This is a genomic window from Flavobacterium sp. MK4S-17 (assembly GCF_009848495.1).
GTDB lineage: Bacteria > Bacteroidota > Bacteroidia > Flavobacteriales > Flavobacteriaceae > Flavobacterium.
In genome coordinates this window covers 1-22,241 of sequence record NZ_WWEP01000020.1, presented here as the reverse complement: position 1 = coordinate 22,241, position 22,241 = coordinate 1, and the positions used below count along the sequence as shown (strand labels likewise).

At 38.5% G+C, this 22,241-nt stretch carries 18 protein-coding genes and 1 tRNA gene; 5 read left to right on the top strand and 14 right to left on the bottom strand.

Annotated elements, in window-relative coordinates; all coding sequences use genetic code 11:
- Together GSF09_RS08205 and GSF09_RS08200 are read left to right on the top strand one after the other, a co-directional pair.
- The coding region (locus GSF09_RS08205; protein WP_159800466.1) for a T9SS type A sorting domain-containing protein at positions 1-1,834 on the top strand (1,834 nt) is incomplete at its 5' end.
- Positions 1,835-2,034: 200 nt separating this feature from the next.
- The gene (locus tag GSF09_RS08200; RefSeq protein WP_159800465.1) at positions 2,035-4,047 is read left to right on the top strand and encodes a BCCT family transporter; all 2,013 of its coding nucleotides are present in this window, start codon (positions 2,035-2,037) and stop codon (positions 4,045-4,047) included.
- Positions 4,048-4,167: 120 nt separating this feature from the next.
- Here the strand turns inward: GSF09_RS08200 and GSF09_RS08195 are convergent, their stop codons facing one another.
- The 3 genes from GSF09_RS08195 to GSF09_RS08185 form a co-directional block, all read right to left on the bottom strand.
- Entirely contained in the window at positions 4,168-6,507 is a 2,340-nt protein-coding gene (locus GSF09_RS08195; protein WP_159800464.1) for a DUF2309 domain-containing protein, read from the bottom strand.
- A gap of 1 nt (position 6,508) precedes the next feature.
- Positions 6,509-7,978, bottom strand: coding sequence for a proton-conducting transporter membrane subunit (locus GSF09_RS08190; RefSeq protein WP_159800463.1), 1,470 nt, complete (start codon positions 7,976-7,978; stop codon positions 6,509-6,511).
- A gap of 113 nt (positions 7,979-8,091) precedes the next feature.
- Positions 8,092-9,012: a LysR family transcriptional regulator gene (locus GSF09_RS08185; RefSeq protein WP_159800462.1), complete on the bottom strand. Its 921-nt coding sequence runs from the start codon at positions 9,010-9,012 to the stop codon at positions 8,092-8,094.
- 226 nt (positions 9,013-9,238) lie between these two features.
- Here GSF09_RS08185 and GSF09_RS08180 point away from each other — a divergent pair, with 226 nt between their 5' ends.
- Together GSF09_RS08180 and GSF09_RS08175 are read left to right on the top strand one after the other, a co-directional pair.
- On the top strand, positions 9,239-9,514 hold the full coding sequence (locus GSF09_RS08180; protein ID WP_159800461.1) for a hypothetical protein: 276 nt from the start codon (positions 9,239-9,241) through the stop codon (positions 9,512-9,514).
- On the top strand, positions 9,515-10,360 hold the full coding sequence (locus tag GSF09_RS08175) for a DUF6671 family protein (RefSeq protein ID WP_159800460.1): 846 nt from the start codon (positions 9,515-9,517) through the stop codon (positions 10,358-10,360).
- 368 nt (positions 10,361-10,728) lie between these two features.
- Here GSF09_RS08175 and GSF09_RS08170 read toward each other — a convergent pair whose 3' ends face one another.
- Genes GSF09_RS08170 through GSF09_RS08145 form a run of 6 tightly spaced genes read right to left on the bottom strand, consistent with a single transcriptional unit; the run spans position 10,729 to position 15,595 of the window.
- Complete coding sequence (locus GSF09_RS08170) at positions 10,729-12,111, bottom strand: HAMP domain-containing sensor histidine kinase (protein ID WP_159800459.1); 1,383 nt, start codon at positions 12,109-12,111, stop codon at positions 10,729-10,731.
- Entirely contained in the window at positions 12,111-12,773 is a 663-nt protein-coding gene (locus tag GSF09_RS08165; RefSeq protein ID WP_159800458.1) for a response regulator transcription factor, read from the bottom strand. Before GSF09_RS08165 ends, GSF09_RS08170 begins: the two co-directional genes overlap by 1 nt.
- Before the next feature lie 34 nt (positions 12,774-12,807).
- Positions 12,808-13,998 (bottom strand): DUF3570 domain-containing protein, encoded by a 1,191-nt coding sequence (locus tag GSF09_RS08160; protein ID WP_159800457.1) that lies wholly within the window; start codon positions 13,996-13,998, stop codon positions 12,808-12,810.
- 16 nt (positions 13,999-14,014) lie between these two features.
- A complete protein-coding gene (locus GSF09_RS08155) occupies positions 14,015-14,224 on the bottom strand; it encodes a DUF4266 domain-containing protein (protein ID WP_159800456.1) in 210 nt (69 codons plus the stop codon).
- An 8-nt stretch (positions 14,225-14,232) separates the two neighbouring features.
- Positions 14,233-15,156 (bottom strand): FAD:protein FMN transferase, encoded by a 924-nt coding sequence (locus tag GSF09_RS08150; protein WP_201309337.1) that lies wholly within the window; start codon positions 15,154-15,156, stop codon positions 14,233-14,235.
- 4 nt (positions 15,157-15,160) lie between these two features.
- Complete coding sequence (locus GSF09_RS08145) at positions 15,161-15,595, bottom strand: thioredoxin family protein (RefSeq protein WP_159800454.1); 435 nt, start codon at positions 15,593-15,595, stop codon at positions 15,161-15,163.
- Positions 15,596-16,263: 668 nt separating this feature from the next.
- Here GSF09_RS08145 and GSF09_RS08140 point away from each other — a divergent pair.
- The gene (locus tag GSF09_RS08140) at positions 16,264-16,620 is read left to right on the top strand and encodes a hypothetical protein (protein WP_159800453.1); all 357 of its coding nucleotides are present in this window, start codon (positions 16,264-16,266) and stop codon (positions 16,618-16,620) included.
- A 405-nt stretch (positions 16,621-17,025) separates the two neighbouring features.
- Here GSF09_RS08140 and GSF09_RS08135 read toward each other — a convergent pair.
- The 5 genes from GSF09_RS08135 to GSF09_RS08115 all read right to left on the bottom strand — a co-directional run.
- Positions 17,026-17,110 (bottom strand) — tRNA-Ser (locus GSF09_RS08135).
- Positions 17,111-17,234: 124 nt separating this feature from the next.
- A complete protein-coding gene (ribB, locus tag GSF09_RS08130; RefSeq protein WP_159800452.1) occupies positions 17,235-18,368 on the bottom strand; it encodes a 3,4-dihydroxy-2-butanone-4-phosphate synthase in 1,134 nt (377 codons plus the stop codon).
- Entirely contained in the window at positions 18,368-19,849 is a 1,482-nt protein-coding gene (locus tag GSF09_RS08125) for an LptF/LptG family permease (protein WP_159800451.1), read from the bottom strand. Before GSF09_RS08125 ends, ribB begins: the two co-directional genes overlap by 1 nt.
- A 6-nt stretch (positions 19,850-19,855) precedes the next feature.
- Positions 19,856-20,500, bottom strand: coding sequence for an outer membrane lipoprotein carrier protein LolA (locus GSF09_RS08120; protein ID WP_236564863.1), 645 nt, complete (start codon positions 20,498-20,500; stop codon positions 19,856-19,858).
- Between the two features lies 1 nt (position 20,501).
- On the bottom strand, positions 20,502-22,241 hold a 1,740-nt coding region (locus tag GSF09_RS08115), incomplete at its 5' end, for a DNA translocase FtsK (protein ID WP_159800449.1).

The following is a 22,241-nucleotide window of genomic DNA, read 5'->3' as shown; positions in this document are numbered from 1 at the left end:
TGCGAGTTATGAAGAAAGGTATTTCAATAATAATTTTATTGTAGGGCAGGAATATTACATCCGCGTGTTTAACGCTTCGCACAGCCTTCAAACCCGTAATTTCCAGCTTTGTGTCAGGAAGTATCCAACCCCTGCCAATGACCTTTGCGCCAATGCCACCGAAGTATTTCCAGATACTGCCTGTACTTATGTTCCCGGCACATTTATGGGCTCAGATAATGATGGTTCTGCAACTTCATGCACATCAGGTACTGTAACACAGGACATTTGGTATAAATTTGTTGCTACAGAAGAAACCTACAGTATTTACCTGAATCCGGTAAGTTCATTTAATCCCGGTTTCCAGGTTTATGAAGGAAGCTGTAACGGCACAATGGTAGCCTGTGTTGACAATAATGGCAATAATACATCAGAATACCATATAAGCAACAATTATATTATAGGGCAAACCTATTACGTTAGGTTCTTCCATACTATGAGCGGATATTCTACTAATAACATATCTTTTTGCATAACAAAATATCCAAAGCCTGCCAATGATACCTGCGAAAATGCAAAGTTATTGTACCAAACGGCAAGCTGTTCTCAGGTTAGTGCTACGTTTTCGGGTGCTAAATTAGATGGGCCTGCTGTTTCCTGCGCCCCGCAGGCAGGGCAGGATGTCTGGTTCAGGTTTATTGCTGAAGGAAACAGCGCAAATATATATATAGGGCCAATTTCGGGGCGTGATCTTGGTTACCAGGTATTCCAGGGAGGGTGTAATGGTACTCCAATTGCCTGTATTAACAATTATGGTTTAAATACCAGCGAAACAGCAACGGTTGCTAACCTTATACAGGGCCAGGAATATTATATAAGGGTGTTTAATGTGTACCAGGCAGTTTCAATTGAAGGTTTCTCCATTTGCGTTTACGGAGTTATCGAACCTTGTACTGCTTCGGTTTCCATAACTGCTTCAACCACACAACTATGCGCGGGTGAAGAAATAACTTTTACCGCAGCGCCTGTTAATGGCGGTGCAACACCGCAGTACCAGTGGAAACGAAATGGCAATAATGTGGGAACCAACAGCCCTGTATATACAACAACAAGTTTAGCTAATGAAGATAGTATTTCTGTAGTGATGACCAGCAGCGCAACCTGTGCTGCCGCAGGTGCGGTAAGCAGCAATACCATTTCGGTAGATGTAACAACTCCTGTTGTACCCGCGTTTACACAAATATCAGGTATATGTAATGATGGTTCATTTACACTGCCAACTGTTTCCAATAACGGGATTACAGGTACATGGAGCCCCGCTGCAAATTACAATGCTACAACTACCTATACCTTTACACCCAGTAGCGGGCAATGTGCTATTGCAACCACAATGACTGTTACGGTGAATACTGTTACTACTGATGTAACTGTGCAGGGCAATACAATTACAGCTTCTGCTTCTCCGGCTACCTACCAATGGATAAACTGCTCCGATAACCAACCTATAGATGGTGCTACAGGTGTATCTTTTACTGCTTCCCAAAACGGATCGTATGCAGTTGTAATTTCGCAAAACGGATGTTCATCAACATCAGATTGTGTAGCAATAACTAATTTAAGCACTGAAGGTTTTGAACAGAAGGGATGGAAAATATATCCAAATCCTGTAACCGATAATTTATTTATACATGTTAATGATGCTTCAGAAGTTATGGTGATTGATTTAGCAGGAAAGATTATCCTTCGGGAAACCCTTAAACCGGGCAGCAACACTATAAATGTAAGTGAAGTTAGCGCAGGAATATATATTTTAAAGTCTGCCGATGGGATACATACAAAATTTGTAAAAAAATAATCAGTTTTTATAAAGCCCCTTTTTAAGGGGCTTTTTTTGGACTTTGATACAGTGCTATTAATAAGAGTAGCAGGATGTGGAATGGCTTATTACAAGAAATAACTATGAAAGAGTAACTATGTCGGTAGTAAGGCTGCTTAAGGCCGATACAAATTAGGACTTATATCTATTTAATCGTATTTTGCGATAAATCTTACTTTATGTCCAAAATTAAAAACCTGACAACTTTTGACAGGGGTATTATCCTGCCCGGGATGATATTTATAATTGGTATATGCCTTTTTACTGTTTTATTTCCTTCAATGGCTGAGAGCGTACTAAACATTGCGAAGGATTTCATATTTGTAAATCTTAACTGGGTGTATGTATGGTCAGTAACAATTTTTGTAATTTTCCTGATATACCTCATGTTCAGTAAGTATGGCAATATTAAGCTTGGCAGTAACGACAGCCAGCCGGAATATTCCTTTTTTTCATGGATATCAATGCTTTTTGCGGCCGGTATGGGAATCGGGCTTATGTATTTTGCAGTAGCCGAACCCATGTCACACTATGCCGATGAGGCTTTTGCAGGAAACCATTATATCAACCAGGCAAAAAATGCGCAACTATATACATTTTTCCACTGGGGAATACATGCATGGGCCGTATATGGGCTGGTAGGGCTTTCTTTAGCCTATTTTGCCTACAGGTACCGTTTGCCATTGTCATTGCGCAGTTGTTTATATCCGCTGCTTAAAGATAAAATAAATGGGGGATGGGGTAAGGCTATTGATGTTTTTGCTTTATGCAGCACTTTTTTTGGTATTACAACAACCCTTGGTTTTGGTGTTGTGCAAATCAACTCCGGGCTTGAAGCTTTAAACGTAGTGCCTGAAACAAGTTTTACCTATCAGGTAATTATTGTAGCAGTGTTAGTTACGCTGGCAATCATTTCTGCCATATCAGGGGTTAGCAAAGGCATAAAGGTATTAAGCAATATAAATATAACAGCAGCAGTACTTCTCATGCTGTTTGTTCTACTGGCCGGCCCCACCGTTTACATAATAGGAAGCTTTACCGACGGGCTTGGTAACTATATAAACAACTTTTTCAGCATAACATTTAATACCCACGTGTATGATGAGAAATCGCTTCCGTGGTTTTACAACTGGACTATTTTATATTGGGCATGGTGGATCTCCTGGGCGCCTTTTGTAGGGCTTTTTATTGCGCGTATATCCAAAGGGCGAAGTATAAAGTCTTTTATTGCTGCTGTGCTTATTTTACCTACATTATTTAACTTTATATGGATGTCGGTATTTGGTAACAGTGCCATATGGACGGATTTTCATATTGCCGATGGGGCACTCAGCAGCCTTGTAAATAACCCGGAAGCACTGATGTTTAGCTTTTTGGAATATCTTCCGCTTCCCTCTGTAACAAGCGCGGTAGTAATTATGATTGTGATTATCTTTTTCATGACTTCGGCAGATTCAGGTATACTTGTTATGGATAGCATAGCCACCAAGAACTCGACTTCTTCGCCAACCTGGCAAAAAATATTCTGGGGAATATTGCTCGCTGCGCTTGCTTTAATGCTTTTAAAGGCGGGCGGGCTTAAAGCACTGCAAACCATGACACTGATTACTGCGCTTCCCTTTGCCGTAATTATGCTTTTTATAGTTGCCGCTTTGTTACAGGGGCTATTTATAGATTACAGGTACTACCAGCAAAATTTCTCGGTAGCAACTATCCCCTGGTCAGGAAGCTTATGGAAAGAGCGCCTGAAAAAAATAATATCCCCTAAAAATAAAGCTTCGGTTGAAGAATTTATAACTACTTATGTAACCCCTGCTTTTACAGAATTGCAACAGGAATTTTTAAATAACAGCATACAGGTGGATATAAGGAAAACCGAAAATCCGTATGGAATTGAACTTGAAATAGCGCATGATGTTGTAAACAATTTCCTTTATGGAGTAAAAGTACAGGTAAAGAAAGTTTCGGAATATCTTGTTGAAGATGAAAATTTGCCGGAGTATGGCAGCCGTAAAACCTATTATCCTGTAGCTTACTTTGGAGATACAAGGGAAGGATATGATGTACAGTACTTTACGAAAAAAGAATTAATAAGCGATGTGCTAAAGCACTATGACCGTTTTCTTAAAGTTATTTCAGAGGAGTCGAATGAAATGTTTATCAGTACTGAATCTAATGAAGAGCAGCACTAAGGTACTGCGCGTAAAGTTTGAAGATTAAAAAGCAGAGTACCGAACATGTTTAGAACGGCACTCTGGGCTTCAATTAGCTGGGCAGGAATAATTTATTATAAGAGTATTTTTTCACCCTGCTCAGGCACTTTGAAATGTATAGTTATGATTAACGGCTTCAGAGTTCGTTACTATATTACCTTCCTTATATTTCACAATCCTGTTTTCCTTAGTAGGATCCATTACAAGTAAACTTATCCACTCATTATTAATAAGGGTTTTCAGGTTCTCATTCTTTTCCAAAACTTTTTTAACGGACTTAAGGGGAGTTTGTATTATTACCGAAAGTCGCAACGGCTTATGGTAAATTTCACTGTCAGAACTGTTTACAGACTGTAACGGTAATCCGCTTTTAAGGTCTCCGGCGTTACCTTGTACCACCCCGAATGTGCCTGTTATATTGTGGCTTATTTTACTTCCTCCTCCAAATTTTTCATTATCAACAGTTGCAAAGTAATAATGATTGTTAATCCATTGTGTTACTACCATTGGCCCCTGCATTATTGCTTCCAGGGCTGTAGCATCAGGGTCTGATTCCCAGTTGTAAGAGTGCAGGAAACATTGGCTTTCAAGGTTTATATGCTTGGTCAGCAATCGGGGGCCGATAATAAAACCGGCATTTTTAGCTAATCCCCATTCCGGCCTTGTTTCCGACCAATCCCTTGCTTTACGCAAAGCCCTGTTATTGCTTCTTTCGCCCTTGCCAAGCCTTTCTGCTATTGCTGTTCTTTGGGCTGTTTTTAAATCGTCTTTAAGCTTAAGTAGCTGCTTGCTGTGCTCAGTAGGTAAAGATGCATCAAAAAGCGTAATTTCGTCTGTAGTTGTATTGTGTTCACCCGCTATAAAAAGCGTATTATCCGGTACTGTAATACTATATATCTCCTTTAAATTTTTCCTTACCTCAGGTAAATTCGCCAACTCTGCAAGCATCCGTGCGTTGTGCCTGCCTGGGCTTGCTGCACATGCCCCGCAATCAAGGCTGGATGCAAAAGGGTTATTGGAAGAGTGGCTCCCATGGCCTACAAACAACACCAAAGGTGAAAACTCCTTCCAGCCCATTAAATCAAAGGCGGTTTTTACAATTATTGTTTTTTCCTCTAAAGAGATATTGTTATATGCCTGGCTGGCAGTTGGCAGCAATGAAGGTGTACAGCATTTTTCTAACAGGTTTCCATTATTATTAGTTTTTGTGTTGGCACCCCTGAATAAGCTTTTAAAAAGTAACAGTGCCCCATAAGCTAATCCTGATGCTTCAACAAAACCGAAAGCAGATGGAAGCAGGTTTTTCATCCTTTTAAGAAAGTACTTTTTAAACAGGTTCCTTTTTTTATTGTTTTGGTACTTTAGGAAATCATTAATACCATTTTTGGCAGGAACCTCTTTTGCGGTGTATGATGAGTTTAGTATAGGAGGGCACGATTTACTGGTAATTCCTGTGGTGGGATTCATGTAATCCATCGCTATCCCGAAGAAACCGGCATATCCGTAGGTTTCATAATTGCCTGTTGATTCTATATGCCTCCTGATAACTTCAGAGCGGGTATCAATACAAAAAACCATTTGGGCAACAGCCAGTGCTTTTTTTGTGTTTGGAGCATTATTTTTCGGAGCTAATTTATTTATTAGCCTATCCTGCCATGAATTTTCCCACGCCTGCAGCCAAATATACCTGATTTTGTACATGGCTTTAATTGTAGCCATATCTTTTTTCGGCGGTTTTATCGTGGCACCTGTGCCTATTGCTGTCCACAGCCGCACAGCCAGATAATCTTCAAGCGATACAGGGTAGTGGTTTTGCCAAGGCGAATTATTTTCTATCCTGAATTTAATATATCCCGCCCAGCCCGGTAAGGCAGCAAAATGGTATTCCATGATTTCCTGATATTCCTCCTCCGGATAGTCAGCAAGAGCGTGGGCTATTGCCTCTAAGGCACTTTTCGGCATCTTAATGTTTTTCGGCAAGCCCGTTTCGCTATCGTACACCGCCAGCTTTCGCCATGCTTTATAAAATCCCTCCGCTTTGAAAGGCATTTCCCATTCTGCAATACCTTCGTCCATAAAAGCCGTCAGCCATTTGGAAACAATCCTGTCTAAAACCGCATTTTCGTTATAGCTGTATTTTTCATCCTCTGCCATTAATTCAAGTGTATCTTCTGCTGAATGGCCTATACCACTTGCGGTAAGCAATCGGGATAATATTTTTTTATCAATTTCGCCTTCGTTCAATGCCTTTTGCAGTATTGCAGGGCCAGGCAGGAGGTCGCCGCCTGATAAGCCCTTACTTTTAATAACTGCCTCTAAAAAACTCATAGTTTCATATCCTGCCAAAGGGTTGGAGGTAACAAAGGAATATAAAGGCCATGTTGTCCTGATACTTTTTGCTGCTCTATCAATTGAGTTTGTAAGGTTTTCCCTGTTCATATTAGTTTTTTTTGAAGGTTAAAACTGTTTTTGTGTAAGGTTGTGTTGCATTAAGTAGTTGTGTATACAGCCAGGGTATTTTACGGTAAAGCCCCAGTTTCATTACAAAAAATCCTGCAATGAAAACCAAACCGAAAATGATGTGGACAGCACCAATAGGCTGAGGAACTGCTGTCATAGCCATTTCCGACATTAAAACAGTTACACCGTTATATACCATTGCATACATGGAAATTCCTGAAACGAGCAACAGTAAAGGCAAAGTAAGCTGCTGCCATCTTGAAAGGCTGGATTCCCTGACAATATTATAGGAAGCCTGGCTAACAGAAATAGCCACAACAAGGGTCAGGAAAATACTGCTGTCAGTAATTGTGGTTTTATGGGTAAGCAAACTGAATAAAAACGCGCCTGCCAATCCCGTAATTAACACATAACATGCCTGAAGCGGTGAGATTTTTGCAGGTAACTGTTTTTTAGGAATCCCTCTTTCTATTTCTTCACCCGAAGAAAAGAATAAATAAGCCTTGTAAAACCCATGCAGGATAAGGTGGGCCACTGCAGCATTAAAAAAGCCAAGGCCGCACTGCATAATCATGAAGCCCATTTGTGCTATGGTAGAGCAGGCCAGTTTCTGCTTTATATTTACCTGGAGGAGCTTTGCAAACTGCGCAGTTATTGCCGTTATGCCTCCCACAATAAAAAGGAGGGAAAGCATATTTGAGGCAAAGAACAGCGGTGCAAGCACGGACATTACTATTCCTGCGCCGTTTACAAAACCGGCATGCATAAGTGCAGAAGCGGGAGTAGGTGCTGTCATTGCGCTTAACAGCCATCGGTGGAAAGGGTAGAGGGCGGACTGTATAATGGCTGCTATAAAAATCAGCAGGCCCGACGACCACAAGGCATAATCAGGAATAGAGGTAATTTTTGGCATTGCACCACTGATTGCATGCTCCTGCGTATATAGGTAGATAATTAAAAGGCCAAGGCTGAGAAGTAATGTACCGCCGATAAAAAACCTGAGTGCATACCTGCCTGCCTGCCTTGCTTCACCCCAACTGGTATCGCTGCCTATTAGCCTTGACATGAAAAAGCCCATACAAAGCCATGAAATGATTAATAAAAGAAAATGGTTTGAAGCGATAAAAAGCATTACAGAAAATGCAAAACCAAGGCTCATAACAGAAAAGCTGCCCTGATTTTTAAATCCTAAAAGATAATTTTGCGCAAAGGTACTGACGATGGCACTGAATAAAGTAACAACGCACCATAACAAAAGGGTAAAAGCATTAATGTGAACTACATCCTGCCATTTCCATACAGGTTGCTGTATTAGGTAGTAAACAAGGGTGGATGCACTAATAAGAAACAGCAGCCAAAATAACGGCGTCGTTATTTTTGAAATTATTGGTGTGCCGGATTTTTCTTTGCCTGCATTGTAGAGGCTTTTTTCGATTGTTTTTAAAACCATAATCAGTATATTTAATTATGGCACAAAGTTTTAAAAACTAATACATATATTTTTATTTATGTTTGTAATGAAGTTCATAAAATTATTTTATGATAACTATCTTTTTAATTTTGTTAAAACTGTTCATACCACCCAAACTTTTCGCTTGTAATGCGTTGCCTGTCGTGTTTTAAAAAATCAAGATAAGCCGCCGCAGCAGGTGAATGGTTTTTACCTTTCATCCATATAAGTGTCCATTGTGTTGTAATAGGCAGCCCTTTTACAGGAATAATCTGCATTTCATTGTTTAGCAATTCATTTTTAATACCAATCAGGGGCATTATAGAATAGCCCATTCCCGAAAGTACAGCCTGTTTAACCGCTTCGTTGGATTTCAGTTCCATCTTTTTCATAAAGCGGATATCATTCCTTTCCAGATAATTCATCATTGTTTGCAGTGTACCCGAGCCATCTTCCCTGAATATAAGCGGGAGTTCATTAAATATTTCAGTTGTATTTTCCAAAGGAAATGTACTCTCGGTGTTACCCACCAGGTAAAGTTTATTTTTAAGCAGTTCCATTTTTTCTGTTTCCAGTTTTGGTGGCAGCACCGATACCAGGGAGAAGTCGACCTCGTTCCTGCCAAGGCTCTCAACCACATCCCGCTTGTTGGTAACATCCATAACAAGTTCTACTTCCGGATGCAGCTTAAGGAAATCGGTAAGAAAGTAAGGCATTACATATTTACCTGTAGAAACAACAGAAATTTTTATGCTTCCTGTCAGCAGTCCTTTATAAGCGGCAGTTTTATAGTTAATGGCATATACCTGTTCAATTATTCTTTCGGCAGAAACTGCAATTTCCTTTCCAAAGTCAGTAATATAAATTTTCCTTCCCACTACCTCGGTAAGGGGCATGTCAAACTGTGCCTGAAAGTTTTTAAGCTGTATGGAAACCGCCGGCTGGGTTAAATGGAGTTCCTCTGCTGCTTTTGTAATGCTTAAGGTTTGTGCAATCTTGAGGAAAATTTGTAATTGGTTAAGCGTATAATTCATAAAATTATTTAATAATAACTATATCAAATATAAATAAAAACTTATGAGTACTGCTACTTAGTTTTGTAATCAACTAAAAAGCTTATATGCATCTTATTCAGCAAATTATTCCTGACCACTATATAATTGTGATGATTAAAATGGCAGCACCGGCACTTTTAATTGTTGGCTTGTGCATTACTGTTAAATATGATGTCCTAAAAATTAACAATAAAAACAATATAAAATGCAAAACGAAAAAGCACCACAAAAATTTGTACTGATTGACGGGACGTTTACCCCGGCAGAGGCAAAAGAGATAATTACAAACCTGCTGGAATTTAAAATACAGTTTCACAGCAGGGAAAATTTCAGCAGTGAAATCAGGCAGGGTAAAGAGGATAAAAAATCCCTGCAACGCAAGGAACAGTTAGTGGAAACAAAAAGGAAATTCTCCGATTTCATTTCAGAAATTCCTGTCGGAAAACAATTGCACATCCATTCGGTCATAAGCATCGAGTAAATGTCAGGGTTATTTAAAAACAGGAAACTTCTTATTGTTACAAAACATGGCAAAGAAGCTGTACTGGCACCCAAACTGGAGAAAGCCCTTAATGTGAAGTGCATGGTGGCATCTTCTTTTGATACCGATATGCTTGGAACTTTTTCCGGGGAACGGGAACGGCCGGGCGATGCACTTACAGTGCTGAGGGAGAAATGTAAAAGGGGGATGGAGGAAGAGGGTTTTGACCTTGCCCTTTCCAGTGAGGGATCCTTTGGTTCACATCCCAATATTTTCTTTGCTTCGGCAGATGAAGAGATGCTGATGCTGATAGATACTAAAAATAACCTGGAAATTACCACACGGGTAATATCACTGGAAACTAACTTTAATGCTGCAACCATAAATAATCATCCCGAACTTGTCAGGTTTCTGGAGTTATGTAAATTTCCCTCCCATGCCGTAATACTCAAAAAAAGCCAATATGATTATACCGATATGGTAAAAGGTATAACAGATTATGATACGCTTTACAAAGCTTATGATTTTCTTAAGGGTAAAGGAGGATGTGCCTTTATTGAAACAGACATGAGAGCGATGCATAACCCCAGCCGTATGCTTGTGATTGGGCAGGCTGCCGATAAACTGATAGAAAAGATAGCTAATGAGTGCCCTGAATGTTCCTGTCCGGGTTTTGGAATGACTTCAGCCAGGCCCGGGCTTCCCTGCAGCCGTTGCGGGCACCCTACAAAATCTACATTATACCATATTTACTGTTGCCAGAAATGCCAATGTTGTGAAAATAGGTGGTATCCACGGGGTATTATAAAAGAAGAACCGGAGTACTGCGACTTTTGCAATCCTTGAAAAAATATCATATATATACAACTGTATATTAGCAACAGATAGACTTTTTTAAAGCCGAAAAAATGTATATTGGCGCAGCTAAATAAATAAAGAATGAAAATAAAATCTACTCATTATTTAAGGTATTATTACTATTTATAATAACTGCATTACTTCCTCTTTATACAGCAATTAAATTGTCAGGAGGAAATATTGGAAATAAACCACGAAGTGATATTAATATGTAGGGTTTGGTTAATTATGTTTGGTATCAACTTTTAAGTCAGTATGTTATTGCCTATATTCAGTTTATGATTTATAAACCTTTTTACATATTTTCATGGTGTAAACCTGTATATACTTACCTATATTTAATATATACCTTAAAACTACTGCCCTAAACTAAGTGTCACAGTAGTTCCCGAGCCAATTTTACTAATAATAGTTATATTTATTTGTAATAATTCACAAAGGCGCTTTACAATTGAAAGGCCAATACCTGTACCCGCGGTATTACCATACTTTGCTGTGCCGGAACGGAAAAACGGATTAAAAATCTTCACCAAGTCTTCTTGCGGTATGCCGATGCCGCTATCTGCTACTATAATGGTGACCTTATTATCAGCCTGCTCCAACGTTAGTGTAATACTATTTCCGGAAGGTGTATATTTAACCGCATTGCTAATTATATTATCTAATATTATCGAAAATAAGTATTCATCAGAATGAATGTAAACCTCATCTTTAAGATGGTATTCAACATTGATGCTTTTATCTGTGATAATTTGTGAATATCTTGCAGTAATATCATATAATAATGCGTTAATATTTAAAGGCTCGTTTTTTATTAATTGTTTCTGGCTTTCAAAGCGTGCCAGTAAAAGCAACTGGTCTACAATTGCATTAATTCGGTTTACTTCTGTAAGGCAGAATTTTATTTTTTCTACATATTCCTCACCGCTCCTGGGCTTTCTTAAAAGTACTTCAAGTGTACCTTTAATTACAGCAAGCGGAGTACGCAGTTCGTGTGAAGCATCAGATGTAAACTGTTTTTCGCGCGATACAGCATCTTCTATGCGTTGTAGTAAAGCATTGATTGTTTTTGATAGTGTAAATAACTCATCCTTATAATAGGGCAGGGGAATCCGGCTGCTAAGATTTTCCCTCGTAATTTTTGCGCTGGCATTTGTGATATGTTGTATGGGTTTTATACTTTTTCCTGCAAGCAGCCTTGCAATTGAAAATAGAATAGCTAATAGGGTAGGATAGGCAATAACAAGTATATTCTGGAGGTTTTTTAGTAACAGCCCTGCATCTTCCATTGGGGTTGCAACAACTATATATCCTACAGTGCTATTTTTATAGGGAACAGCAATGTGGTATTGCCTTACTGCCGCACCATTCAGAAAACTGTTGTAGTGCTGTCCGGCTTTATTATTCGATTTTTTAAAATATAATGAAGCATCTTTAAGGTTAGGCGACTTAGCGAAAATGTTGCCTCCGGTGTCAATAAACTGTATAAAAATCGGATTTATGTCTAATGTTTTATGCTCTTTTTCTTCCCACTCCTCATCTGCTATTTGAAATCCAGAAGAATCTATAGCAATCTCGTCTAAAAGCACTTTTACTTCAGTATCAAGGTCGTTATCAAGGTCTTGGTACACTTCCGACTTTACAATATAGTAAATAACCACAAATACAACCAAAACCAATAATGCAGTACTGATGCTGAAATATAGTGCAATACGATTTTTAAAAGAGATATTATTCATTAACTTTCAATAAGGTATCCTACGCCGCGCACGGTTTTAATAAAGTCCTCTTCCTTACTCAGATTTAACTTTTTGCGTATGGCGTTTATAAATACATCAATAACGCCAGTGTCATAATCAAAATGTATATTCCAAACATCACTGATTATATCTTTTCGGGTGCATACTTTTCCCCTGTTTTTTAAAAGAAATGCTAGAAGTTCAAATTCTCTTTGGGTAAGGTTGATTTCGTGGCCGTGTTTGGTAATTTTGTAAGCTGCAGGTATAATTTTAAAATTTCCAAGAATTACTTCTTCAATAACAGGGCTTTTACGTAACTGTACTCTTATACGTTCCAGTAGTTCCTCAAAACTAAAAGGTTTCTTTATATAATCATTTGCACCGGCGCGTAATCCCTCAATAGTTTCCTGAATGGTATCTTTTGCAGTAAGGAATATTACAGGTGTATCTATACTGCTTTTCCTAAAGTTTTTACAAACCTGCAACCCGTTAATACCGGGGAGCATCCAGTCCAGCAATATCAGGTCAGGCTTTTCAGCTTGGGCCAATTTAATGCCATTAGTCCCGTTTTCGGCAGTAATAACTGTATAACCTTCTTCCTGCAGCCCTTGCTGCAGGAATTTGGTAATACCGGCTTCATCCTCTATAATCAGGATTTTCATCAATTGCTTATTTCAAATAAAGTTACTAAAACCTTTATTTAAATTTAAGGTTTATGCTTATAATATCTGAATTTAAATTTGTAGAACGCATATAGTGCCCATACCTTATTTCCAGCATGGTGAGACGTTCTACACCAAATAAGCCGTTAACCGGGGCTATATGCAAGCCTAACCCCACAAAATTGCTGTCAAATTTTGAAAGGTCGTAATTACTGGTATAGAACTCACCGGGCAGGCTGTGCATTTTATAGCCATTAAAATACTTTGCAGCAGTCTGGTTATAATATCTGTAAAAAGGGCTAACGGAAAAGAATGGCGATATTTTTATAGGCACTTCAATATTGGCAGTGTGCGATGTAATGCCCCAGTCATCAGTATAAAACCGATAATACCCCCGCACAATTATATTGTCACCAATAAAATAGCTTCCACGTACAGCAAGTGGTATTTTCAGCCTGTTATCAGGAAGCTTTTCCTGGTGTACACTGCCATCGGCAAAATATACCCTGTGGAAAGGCAGTGCCAGGTAGCCCTGCTGCGAAACAACATCTGCCTGAAACAGCAACTGAAAGTTTTGGTTAATGACCTGAGAGTAGCTTAATGAACCAACAAACGTATTTCGTGAGCTGCTGCCCGAACTTTCAGTATCAGGGTTGCCCCTAAGTTCTACAGGAGCAATCATTTTTATCTGGTCGAGGTAAGTTTGGAAACGGGCGGTAAATTCCCCATTCCTGTCTTTTGTTTTCTGGGCAAAGCTTATGTTGCCTCCAAATGACTGGTAATCATATTCGGTAGAGGAAGATATGCCAATACCTATTGTCCTTCCTTTTTCCTGGTTTTCCCTTACATAGTTAAGAGAAGGATAAACCCTTGTATCAGCTGAAGATGCTGAAGAATTTGCATGAAGGTCAATACGGTCAGATGATGCAGATGTATAGTGGTCTACACCAACCTCAACATTAAAGTTATGCTTAATTCCGTTTGAGCCATATTTAACCAGGTTCAGGTCAATAATATTTGATATATCCGTTAGGTGTTCAGAGCCTGTTCCACCCATAACCGCAGCATTATTACCATCCTGAGAATAATAGCTTGACACCAGGTTTATTTCTTCTATTTTTAGCTTCCTGGCTTTATAAGCTGTACTGTCCTGCGCCTTTTCTGCCTGCGAATAGGCTTTCATGAGCCCAAGCAATGCAAGCCCTGTTATAAATATACGTTTCATATTCAGTAAAAATTAGTTAGTTACAGCCACAGCCGCCGCCGCTTTTTCCTGCATTGGCTCCTGAGGAACCCTCACGGTAGGACTGGAAATTGAGTTCAGTCTTCTCAATTGTACGGTTGGACAGTGCCATTTCGGCATCATTAATTTTGTTTTTCTGGTATTCCTTAACCTCAGCACATGAAAATAAAAAGCTGCAAAGGATTGTCAGTAAAAAAAATCGTTTCATAAACAGGGTTATTTAAGGTTAATCTCTTGGGAGGTATATAAATTATTGTGGTCATCAATTATAATGCAATGCAGGCCCGGAATCTGGTTAACAAGGTTAAGGCCCGCTTTAATACCCATTACAGCAATTGGCGTTGCCATGGCATCGGCAAATTCTGCACTATCACTTATTACGGTTACACTTTTTATTCCAGCTATAGGCAGGCCTGTTTTGGGATTTATAGTGTGCGAATATTTTTTACCTCCTATTACCACAAACTTTTCATAGTTGCCCGATGTAGCCACAGCTTTGCCAGAAATATTCAGGTATGAAAATACCTGTTGTGGTTGGTCGGGGTCAGAGATCCCTATTCGCCATGGGTTTCCGGATGGCTGCATTCCCCAGGCAGTAAGGTCGCCGCTGGCATTAATGATACCACTACTTACATTTTGCTGCACCAAAAGCTTTTTTGCCATTTCAGCACCATACCCTTTCCCTATACCACCAAAGCCTATACGCATTCCTTTTTCCTTTAAAAACACAGAGCATTCCTCAGGGTTTAGTATAATATTTTGGTAATTAATAAGATGCACACTTTTAAGTGCTTCCTCTTTTGAGGGAAGTATAGTCATGGTGCAATCAAAATTCCAAAGGCTCTTATCAATTCCTCCATAGGTAATATCAAAGGCACCCTGGGTAATTTTTGATATGGCAATGCTGCGCTCTATCAGGGCATATACTTCCGGGCTTACTTTTACAGGTTTTATACCGGCATTTTCATTAATAAGGCTGGTTTCGCTCTCACTGCTATAGGTGGTTAGCATAGCTTCAATCCGCCTTATTTCATTAATGGCAGTTTCAATATGCATTTTGCCCTCCGATTCAGAAGAGGCAACTACAGTAATAGTGAAATTATTACCCATTAACTTTAATGACTGTGAAAAGTCCTGCATAACCTTATTTTTTATAGGATGCACATATCTTTTTAACTTCGCCCACCCATTCTTCAACAGGCGCATCCGGCTTTCCTTTCCATGATTTAATCACTTTACCGTTGGCATCTAAAAGAAGTGTATAAGGAAAGTTTCCTTCCTTATTGTATTTTTCTGCAAGTGCTTCATTTTTCCTGGTTTGTTCTGCTGATAGCTGGTTCTTTTTCCTGCGCGGGAAGTCAACGTTGACAAGAACTAGATTTTCTTTTGCCATTTTAATGAAGCTTTCGCTTTCAAAATACTCCCTTTTTGTTTGTATGCAGGGTGCACACCAGTCTGAACCGGAAAAGCTAAGGAGTATTAGTTTATTTTTTTCGCGCGCGGTTTTAAGGGCAGTGTCAAAATCAGTTTCCCACTGTAAAGGGAGTAAAGCAATAAATAAAATCAGCAATGTCTTCATGATAAAATCGTTTTAACAAATTAACGTACATTTAGCACGGCTGTTGTAGATACTTGCTTAAGATTTACTTAAGATGTAATAACCATCGTAAAAACTGGTGGTGGAGAAGAAGGATTTAAACCGATATTGCAGCACACAATGATTATTCTTCTTTAGTATTCTTAAATTGAAAACCTTTAAGGTGCAACTCAACACGCAATAGGCAGGTTATATAAAAATGACACTCCATAATGGATAAAGGTGAAACACATTTGATGAATGAATTTTGGCACCAAACTAAGATTATAGGTGTTTCAAATATTTTTCAAAGCAGATGGCATAATAAGGATGCTAAATATTAGAGAATTTAACAATTAGGTAAAGTTAATGAACCTAGAAATGTTGGTACTTATTTATAAGTATTAACAAGAGGCTTAACCACATATTCTGTTGTTGAGAATAAAAATGTTAAGACTTCTGATGTAATTAATGTAGATTTGTCTGGATTAGCAATATGAGTTCCGGGGAGTAGGAACAACAATAGCTGGAGCATACTTCTTGACAGATTTAGCAACTATGGGGGTTTCGTATTTGGTTGCTGGGGAAGCTACAAGTATAGGAGGTTACATAGATAAGCAAGTTGAAGCGGCAACGGGAAATAAAGATGGTGCAATTATAGACTTGAGAGAATGAAAAAAATAATTAAATACTATTATACAAGCTATTATAAATTTTTTAAATTATGGCAATCAGATTTTGATTCTGCTAGAAATGCAAAGGCGATGATAGCGCTAGTAATATTATTCTTATGGTTAGGAATTTTCGGGAGATTCTACAAAATATTTATATCTACAGAGCCATTAGATTTAGGGGGAAAATATAAGCCCTTAGGATATTTACTAACCCTACCTTTAGTTTATATAATTATGAGGTCTATTAAAACCACCTATCCAAATGATATAAAAAGAAATTGGATTAGATCACTTATTGTTTCCTCAACGATTCCAGTTGCTTTGGTGATAATGATATTACTATTAACATTATAATTAATAGTCATTTACCCTAATTAACCTATATTTAATAGTCATTTATCCTAATTAACCTATTGCTGATTTCATCTCTACAATTAAAATTTCAAGCGGTTGTTCACCTAATAACGGTTTTAGACTTAAATAATTTGCAGTTAGTAAATGAGAGAAAAAAAACATTTGATGACTTGCTTAGTGTAAAAGACACTCAATTTGATACACTAGATAAAATAGAAGATTATTTAGAAAAAAAGTGCTAAAGCTAATAGTTCTCGTTTTCCTTCACTTGTTGAGTATTTATTGAATCAACAAAAAACAAAAGTTTAATATCAAAGTTTCTACTATATATTAAACAGTATTGTCAACGATATTGTCAACTAAAAAAATAAAACCCCGTAAATCAAACGATTACGGGGTTTTTTGCGGAGAAAGAGGGATTCGAACCCCCGGACCTGTTACAGTCAACGGTTTTCAAGACCGCCGCATTCGACCGCTCTGCCATTTCTCCAATATGCTGCTATCACTGCTGATTGCGGTTGCAAATATAGTAACCTTTTCCTTTTTTCAAAAACTTTTTTTTGTTTTGTTTTCGTTGTTTTAGTAAAGGTTTCATTACCATAAATTTACAATGGCTAAAAGTTAACGTATTCTGTTATTTCCAGTCCATATCCAATCATTCCTACACGTTTTGTCTGTTCAGAGTTGCTAAGCAACCGTATTTTTGAAATATCAATATCATGTAATATCTGGGCTCCAATACCAAAATCTTTCACATCCATTTTTACCTGTGGTGCTTTATAAATGCCCTTACCCTGAAGTTCTTTAAGTTCTTTTATACGGTTTAATAAATCCATTGGAGGGATTTCCTGGTTAATGAATAAAATAGCGCCTTTACCTTCTTTATTCATTCTTTGGAACATGCTGTCCAGCTTTTTATCAGCATCATTGGTTAATGTGCCTAAAATATCATTATTAACCTGTGTAGAATTAATTCTTGTAAGTACAGGCTCACCCATATTCCAGCTGCCTTTAGTAAGTGCAATATGTATTTGTTTATTTGTTGTCTGCACATAGGCACGCAAGCGGAAAGTGCCGAAACGGGTTTCTATCTCAAAATCTTCTTTTTTATGTATAAGGCTGTCATGCTGCATCCTGTATGCTACAAGATCCTCTATTGAAACCAGTTTCAGGTTAAATTTTTTAGCTACCTCATATAGTTCAGGCAGCCTTGCCATTGTTCCGTTTTCATTCATTATTTCGCAAATTACACCTGCGGGCTTAAAGCCTGCAAGCCTTGCAAAATCTATAGCGGCTTCTGTATGGCCCGTCCTCCGCAATACTCCTCCTTCTTTAGCAATCAGCGGAAATATATGCCCGGGGCGGCTTAAATCATAAGATTTTGTATCCGGGTTTATTAAAGCCTCTACCGTTTTTGACCTGTCCTGTGCAGATATGCCTGTAGTTACACCATTGCCCCTTAAATCTACCGAAACAGTAAAAGCAGTTTCCATAGTATCGGTATTATTGGTAACCATGGCGTGCAATTCCAGTTCTTTACAGCGTTTTTCGGTAAGGGGAGTGCATATTAAGCCTTTACCGTGCGTAGCCATAAAGTTTATCATTTCAGGGGTTACCTTTTCGGCAGCGGCAAGAAAATCACCTTCATTTTCCCTGTCTTCATCATCAACCACTATAATTATTTTTCCCTGGCGGATATCTTCAATGGCTTCTTCAATTGTGTTGAGTTGTATTTTATCGACAGACATTATTCCTGTTCTTTTGGTTTAGGTTTAAAAATTTTCTGAAAAAATTTCTGGATTGGAAATAGTATATTATCCATACTGAATAATCCTATATCATTAGTTGCCCTGTAAGTAAGCAGCACTGCCAAGGGGCTCAGTATAAATGATGACATCCAGGCTCCTAAAAACGGTGTTATACCGTTTTCCTGTGCCAGTTTTTTACCGAATGTATTTATAAAATGAAAAATAATGAATATAAGTACGGCAAAAACAATAGGCAGTCCAAGCCCGCCCTTGCGGATAATTGCTCCCAGCGGTGCACCTATAAAAAACATTAACAGGCAGGCATAGGCTATAACAAATTTATCGTAAAACGCCAGCCAGTGGTTATTTATATTCTTTATTTTTGAGTTAAGCTCATTTTTACCGGATGTTATGGTAAAATCTGAACCGGTAGTGTTATTGGAAGCTACATTTAATATTTGTGCTTTATCCGAATTGTTTTTTAAGAGGCTCAACAGCTCTTGTGGAACTGTATCTTTATTTGCTTCCTGTTGTACTGTAGTAACAGTATCATTTGTTTTTTTTACTTTCAGCCTTGGTGCAATCACAACATTAGTGCGCTGTACTATATTGTCAACAATACTTTTGGCTTCCTTGTCATAGTTGTTTTCAAGGGAGTCAATTGTATAGTTTAGCTCACTAATGTTAAGCATATTATTGGTATGAACCACTTCATCCTCATCCATATCATTAGAGTTGAGTTTTGAAAGGTCTATGTTCATAACCTGCCTGGAAAAACTGCTTTTTGCAAAAGGCTGTTTTTGGCGTTCGGCATGGTTTTTTGTATTTACTTCTTCATAGTAATACCCGTCAAAAAGCTCAAGCTGCAACAGGTTTGAGGATTCGCTGCTTTTAAGCAGGCCTGTTTTTGAGCGTATTATGGTAGCGTTTACTGCGCCGGGCGCACGTTTATGTATAGTTACGCCTTCAAGTTTTTCGCCGTTTTCACCTGTTTTTTTATCAACTTTAATATTAAAATTGCCTATAGAATTAAACTGCCCTTCTACAATGGCCATGGCAGGCTTTCTTTGTATTATGCTTTTTCTAAGGTTAATGAACTTATACTCAGCTTTGGGTATTACATTATTGGCAAAGAAAAATGCGGTAATGCTTAACCCGAATATAAATACTATTAACGCCCGCATTGCCCTCTTTAATGAAATACCGGAAGACTTCATAGCGGCAAATTCATAGTTTTCGGCAAAGTTACCAAAGGTCATGATAGAGGCGAGTAGGGTAGAGAGCGGCAATACCAGCGGGATAATTTTTGGCGAATAGAACAAAAGAAATTTTGTTACAAGCCATGCATCAAGGTCTTTACCGGCCAGTTCAGCAATAAAAAGCCATATACCCTGCAAGATGAATATAAAAAACAGGATAATAAATACCGAGCCAAAGGTTTTAAGGAAAGAGGTAAGAATATAACGGTCTAAAATTTTCACCCGAAATCAGTCTAATCTATTAATGTAATAATTGGGGTATTTACTCTCGGTAAAGGTAAAATGATTTTTTGACAATGGCTGGTTTGCCTTAAAAGAATTTATGGTAAACGTAGTTTTAGTACCATCCTTGTCTGTTTTTATCAAATTGTATATATGCTTTGTTTGTATATCAATACCCAAAAGCACTTCTTTGGTAGTATTTTTAGCATCAAGCGGCTTAAGTTTTATGTATTGGATTTTACGCCCTCTTATATTTTGTGTAATATCCCACATATACTGATAACCTGAATTAAAAAATGTAAACATTTTAGCAGGTGTAAGCTCATCGGTATTCTGCTCGTCAAAAGATGAAATGGTTATTTCTTCATCCTCCGGTACAATATTATAAACCTTTTTGCCGTCATATATGCGTGTTATGCCCATTATGTTAAGCACATATAAGTTATCCTTTAAAGTAACATTGCCTTTGCTTTCCTGATTTAGGTTTTGGCTTGGGTTACTAACGGAATATTTAAAGTCAAGCTCTATATTGTCATAACCCTTAATTTTAGCAGTTACCTGGTTTAGCAGGCTTTTTGCTTTTTGCGAATTTTGCGCTGTGGCGGTTACAAAAACAAGGCAGGCTAAAAAAGCTTTAAAAATACTTGACATGTTAAAAATTGTTTTCTTCATTTTTAAAAAATTGCTCAAGCGAAACAAGGTCGGGTATAAGTACATTACGGGCTTTACTGCCTTCAAAAGGCCCTACAATACCTGCTGCTTCAAGCTGGTCTATAAGCCTGCCGGCACGGTTGTAGCCCAGTTTTAACTTACGCTGCAAAAGTGAGGCCGAACCCTGCTGGGCCGATACTATAACTTCTGCCGCTTCCCTGAACATCGAATCTCTCTCGCTTATATCCATATCAAGATTAATGCCACTTTCCTCGCCAACATATTCCGGCAGCAGGTAAGCATCAGGATACGCTTTTTGCGATCCTATAAATTCAGTAATTTTTTCAACTTCCGGTGTGTCAACAAAAGCGCATTGCACCCGTGTAAGGTCATTGCCCTGCGTGTACAATAAGTCACCACGGCCTATAAGCTGGTCGGCACCCTGGCTGTCTAAAATGGTGCGGGAGTCAATTTTAGAGGTAACCCTAAAAGCTATACGTGCCGGGAAGTTTGCCTTAATAATACCGGTAATAACGTTTACCGAAGGCCGCTGCGTTGCAATAATAAGGTGTATGCCTATAGCACGGGCAAGCTGCGCAAGCCTTGCTATCGGGGTTTCAACCTCCTTGCCGGCAGTCATTATAAGGTCGGCAAATTCATCTACAACCAAAACAATGTAAGGCAGGAAACGATGGCCGTTTTCGGGGTTTAATTTCCTTTGGCGGAATTTTTCGTTATATTCCTTAATATTCCTTACCATTGCATCTTTTAAAAGGTTGTAACGGTTATCCATTTCAACGCATAAGGAATTCAGGGTATTTATAACTTTTGTATTATCAGTTATAATAGCGTCTTCTGAGTCCGGCAGTTTGGCCAGGTAATGCCTTTCAATTTTATTAAAAAGGGTAAGTTCCACTTTTTTAGGGTCAACAAGTACAAATTTAACCTCTGCAGGATGTTTTTTATAAAGCAGCGATGTAAGCACTGCATTAAGCCCTACCGATTTACCCTGCCCGGTTGCACCAGCCATAAGAAGGTGCGGCATTTTTGCGAGGTCAACCACAAAGGTTTCATTACTAATGGTTTTACCTAAAGCCACAGGCAGTTCCATTTCTGCCGTTTGGAATTTTGGCGACGCAATAACGCTTTTCATGGAAACCATAGTTGGAGTTTTGTTAGGTACTTCAATACCAATGGTTCCTTTGCCCGGTATAGGGGCAATTATACGTATTCCCAATGCCGAAAGCGACAGTGCTATATCATCTTCAAGGCTTTTAATTTTAGAAATCCTGATACCTGCTTCAGGCACTATTTCATATAGTGTAACTGTTGGGCCTACAGTAGCTTTAATCTGGGCTATGTCAATTTTATAATTCCGCAGGGTTTCTACAATGCGGTTTTTGTTTTCCTCAAGTTCTTCCTGATTAATGGTAATTCCTCCCGAAGAATAATCTTTTAATAATTCGATAGAGGGCAACTGGTAGTTGGAAAGCTCAAGGGTAGGGTCAAACTCACCAAAATCCTTTACAAGCTTTGCTGCAAGGTTTTCTTCTACTATGTCTTCTTCCTCAAACTTTTCAATTACAAAACTCTCATCACCGGTTTCGGTATCATCGTCAGCAGGTAATTCCGGTTCAGGTGTCCTCGGTTTAGGGCTCAGGTTTATTTCCGAAGAATGGCTGATGGTTGGCTTAAGGGAATCTTTATTAATTTCAAACTGCGATTGTGCAGCAGCAGGCGT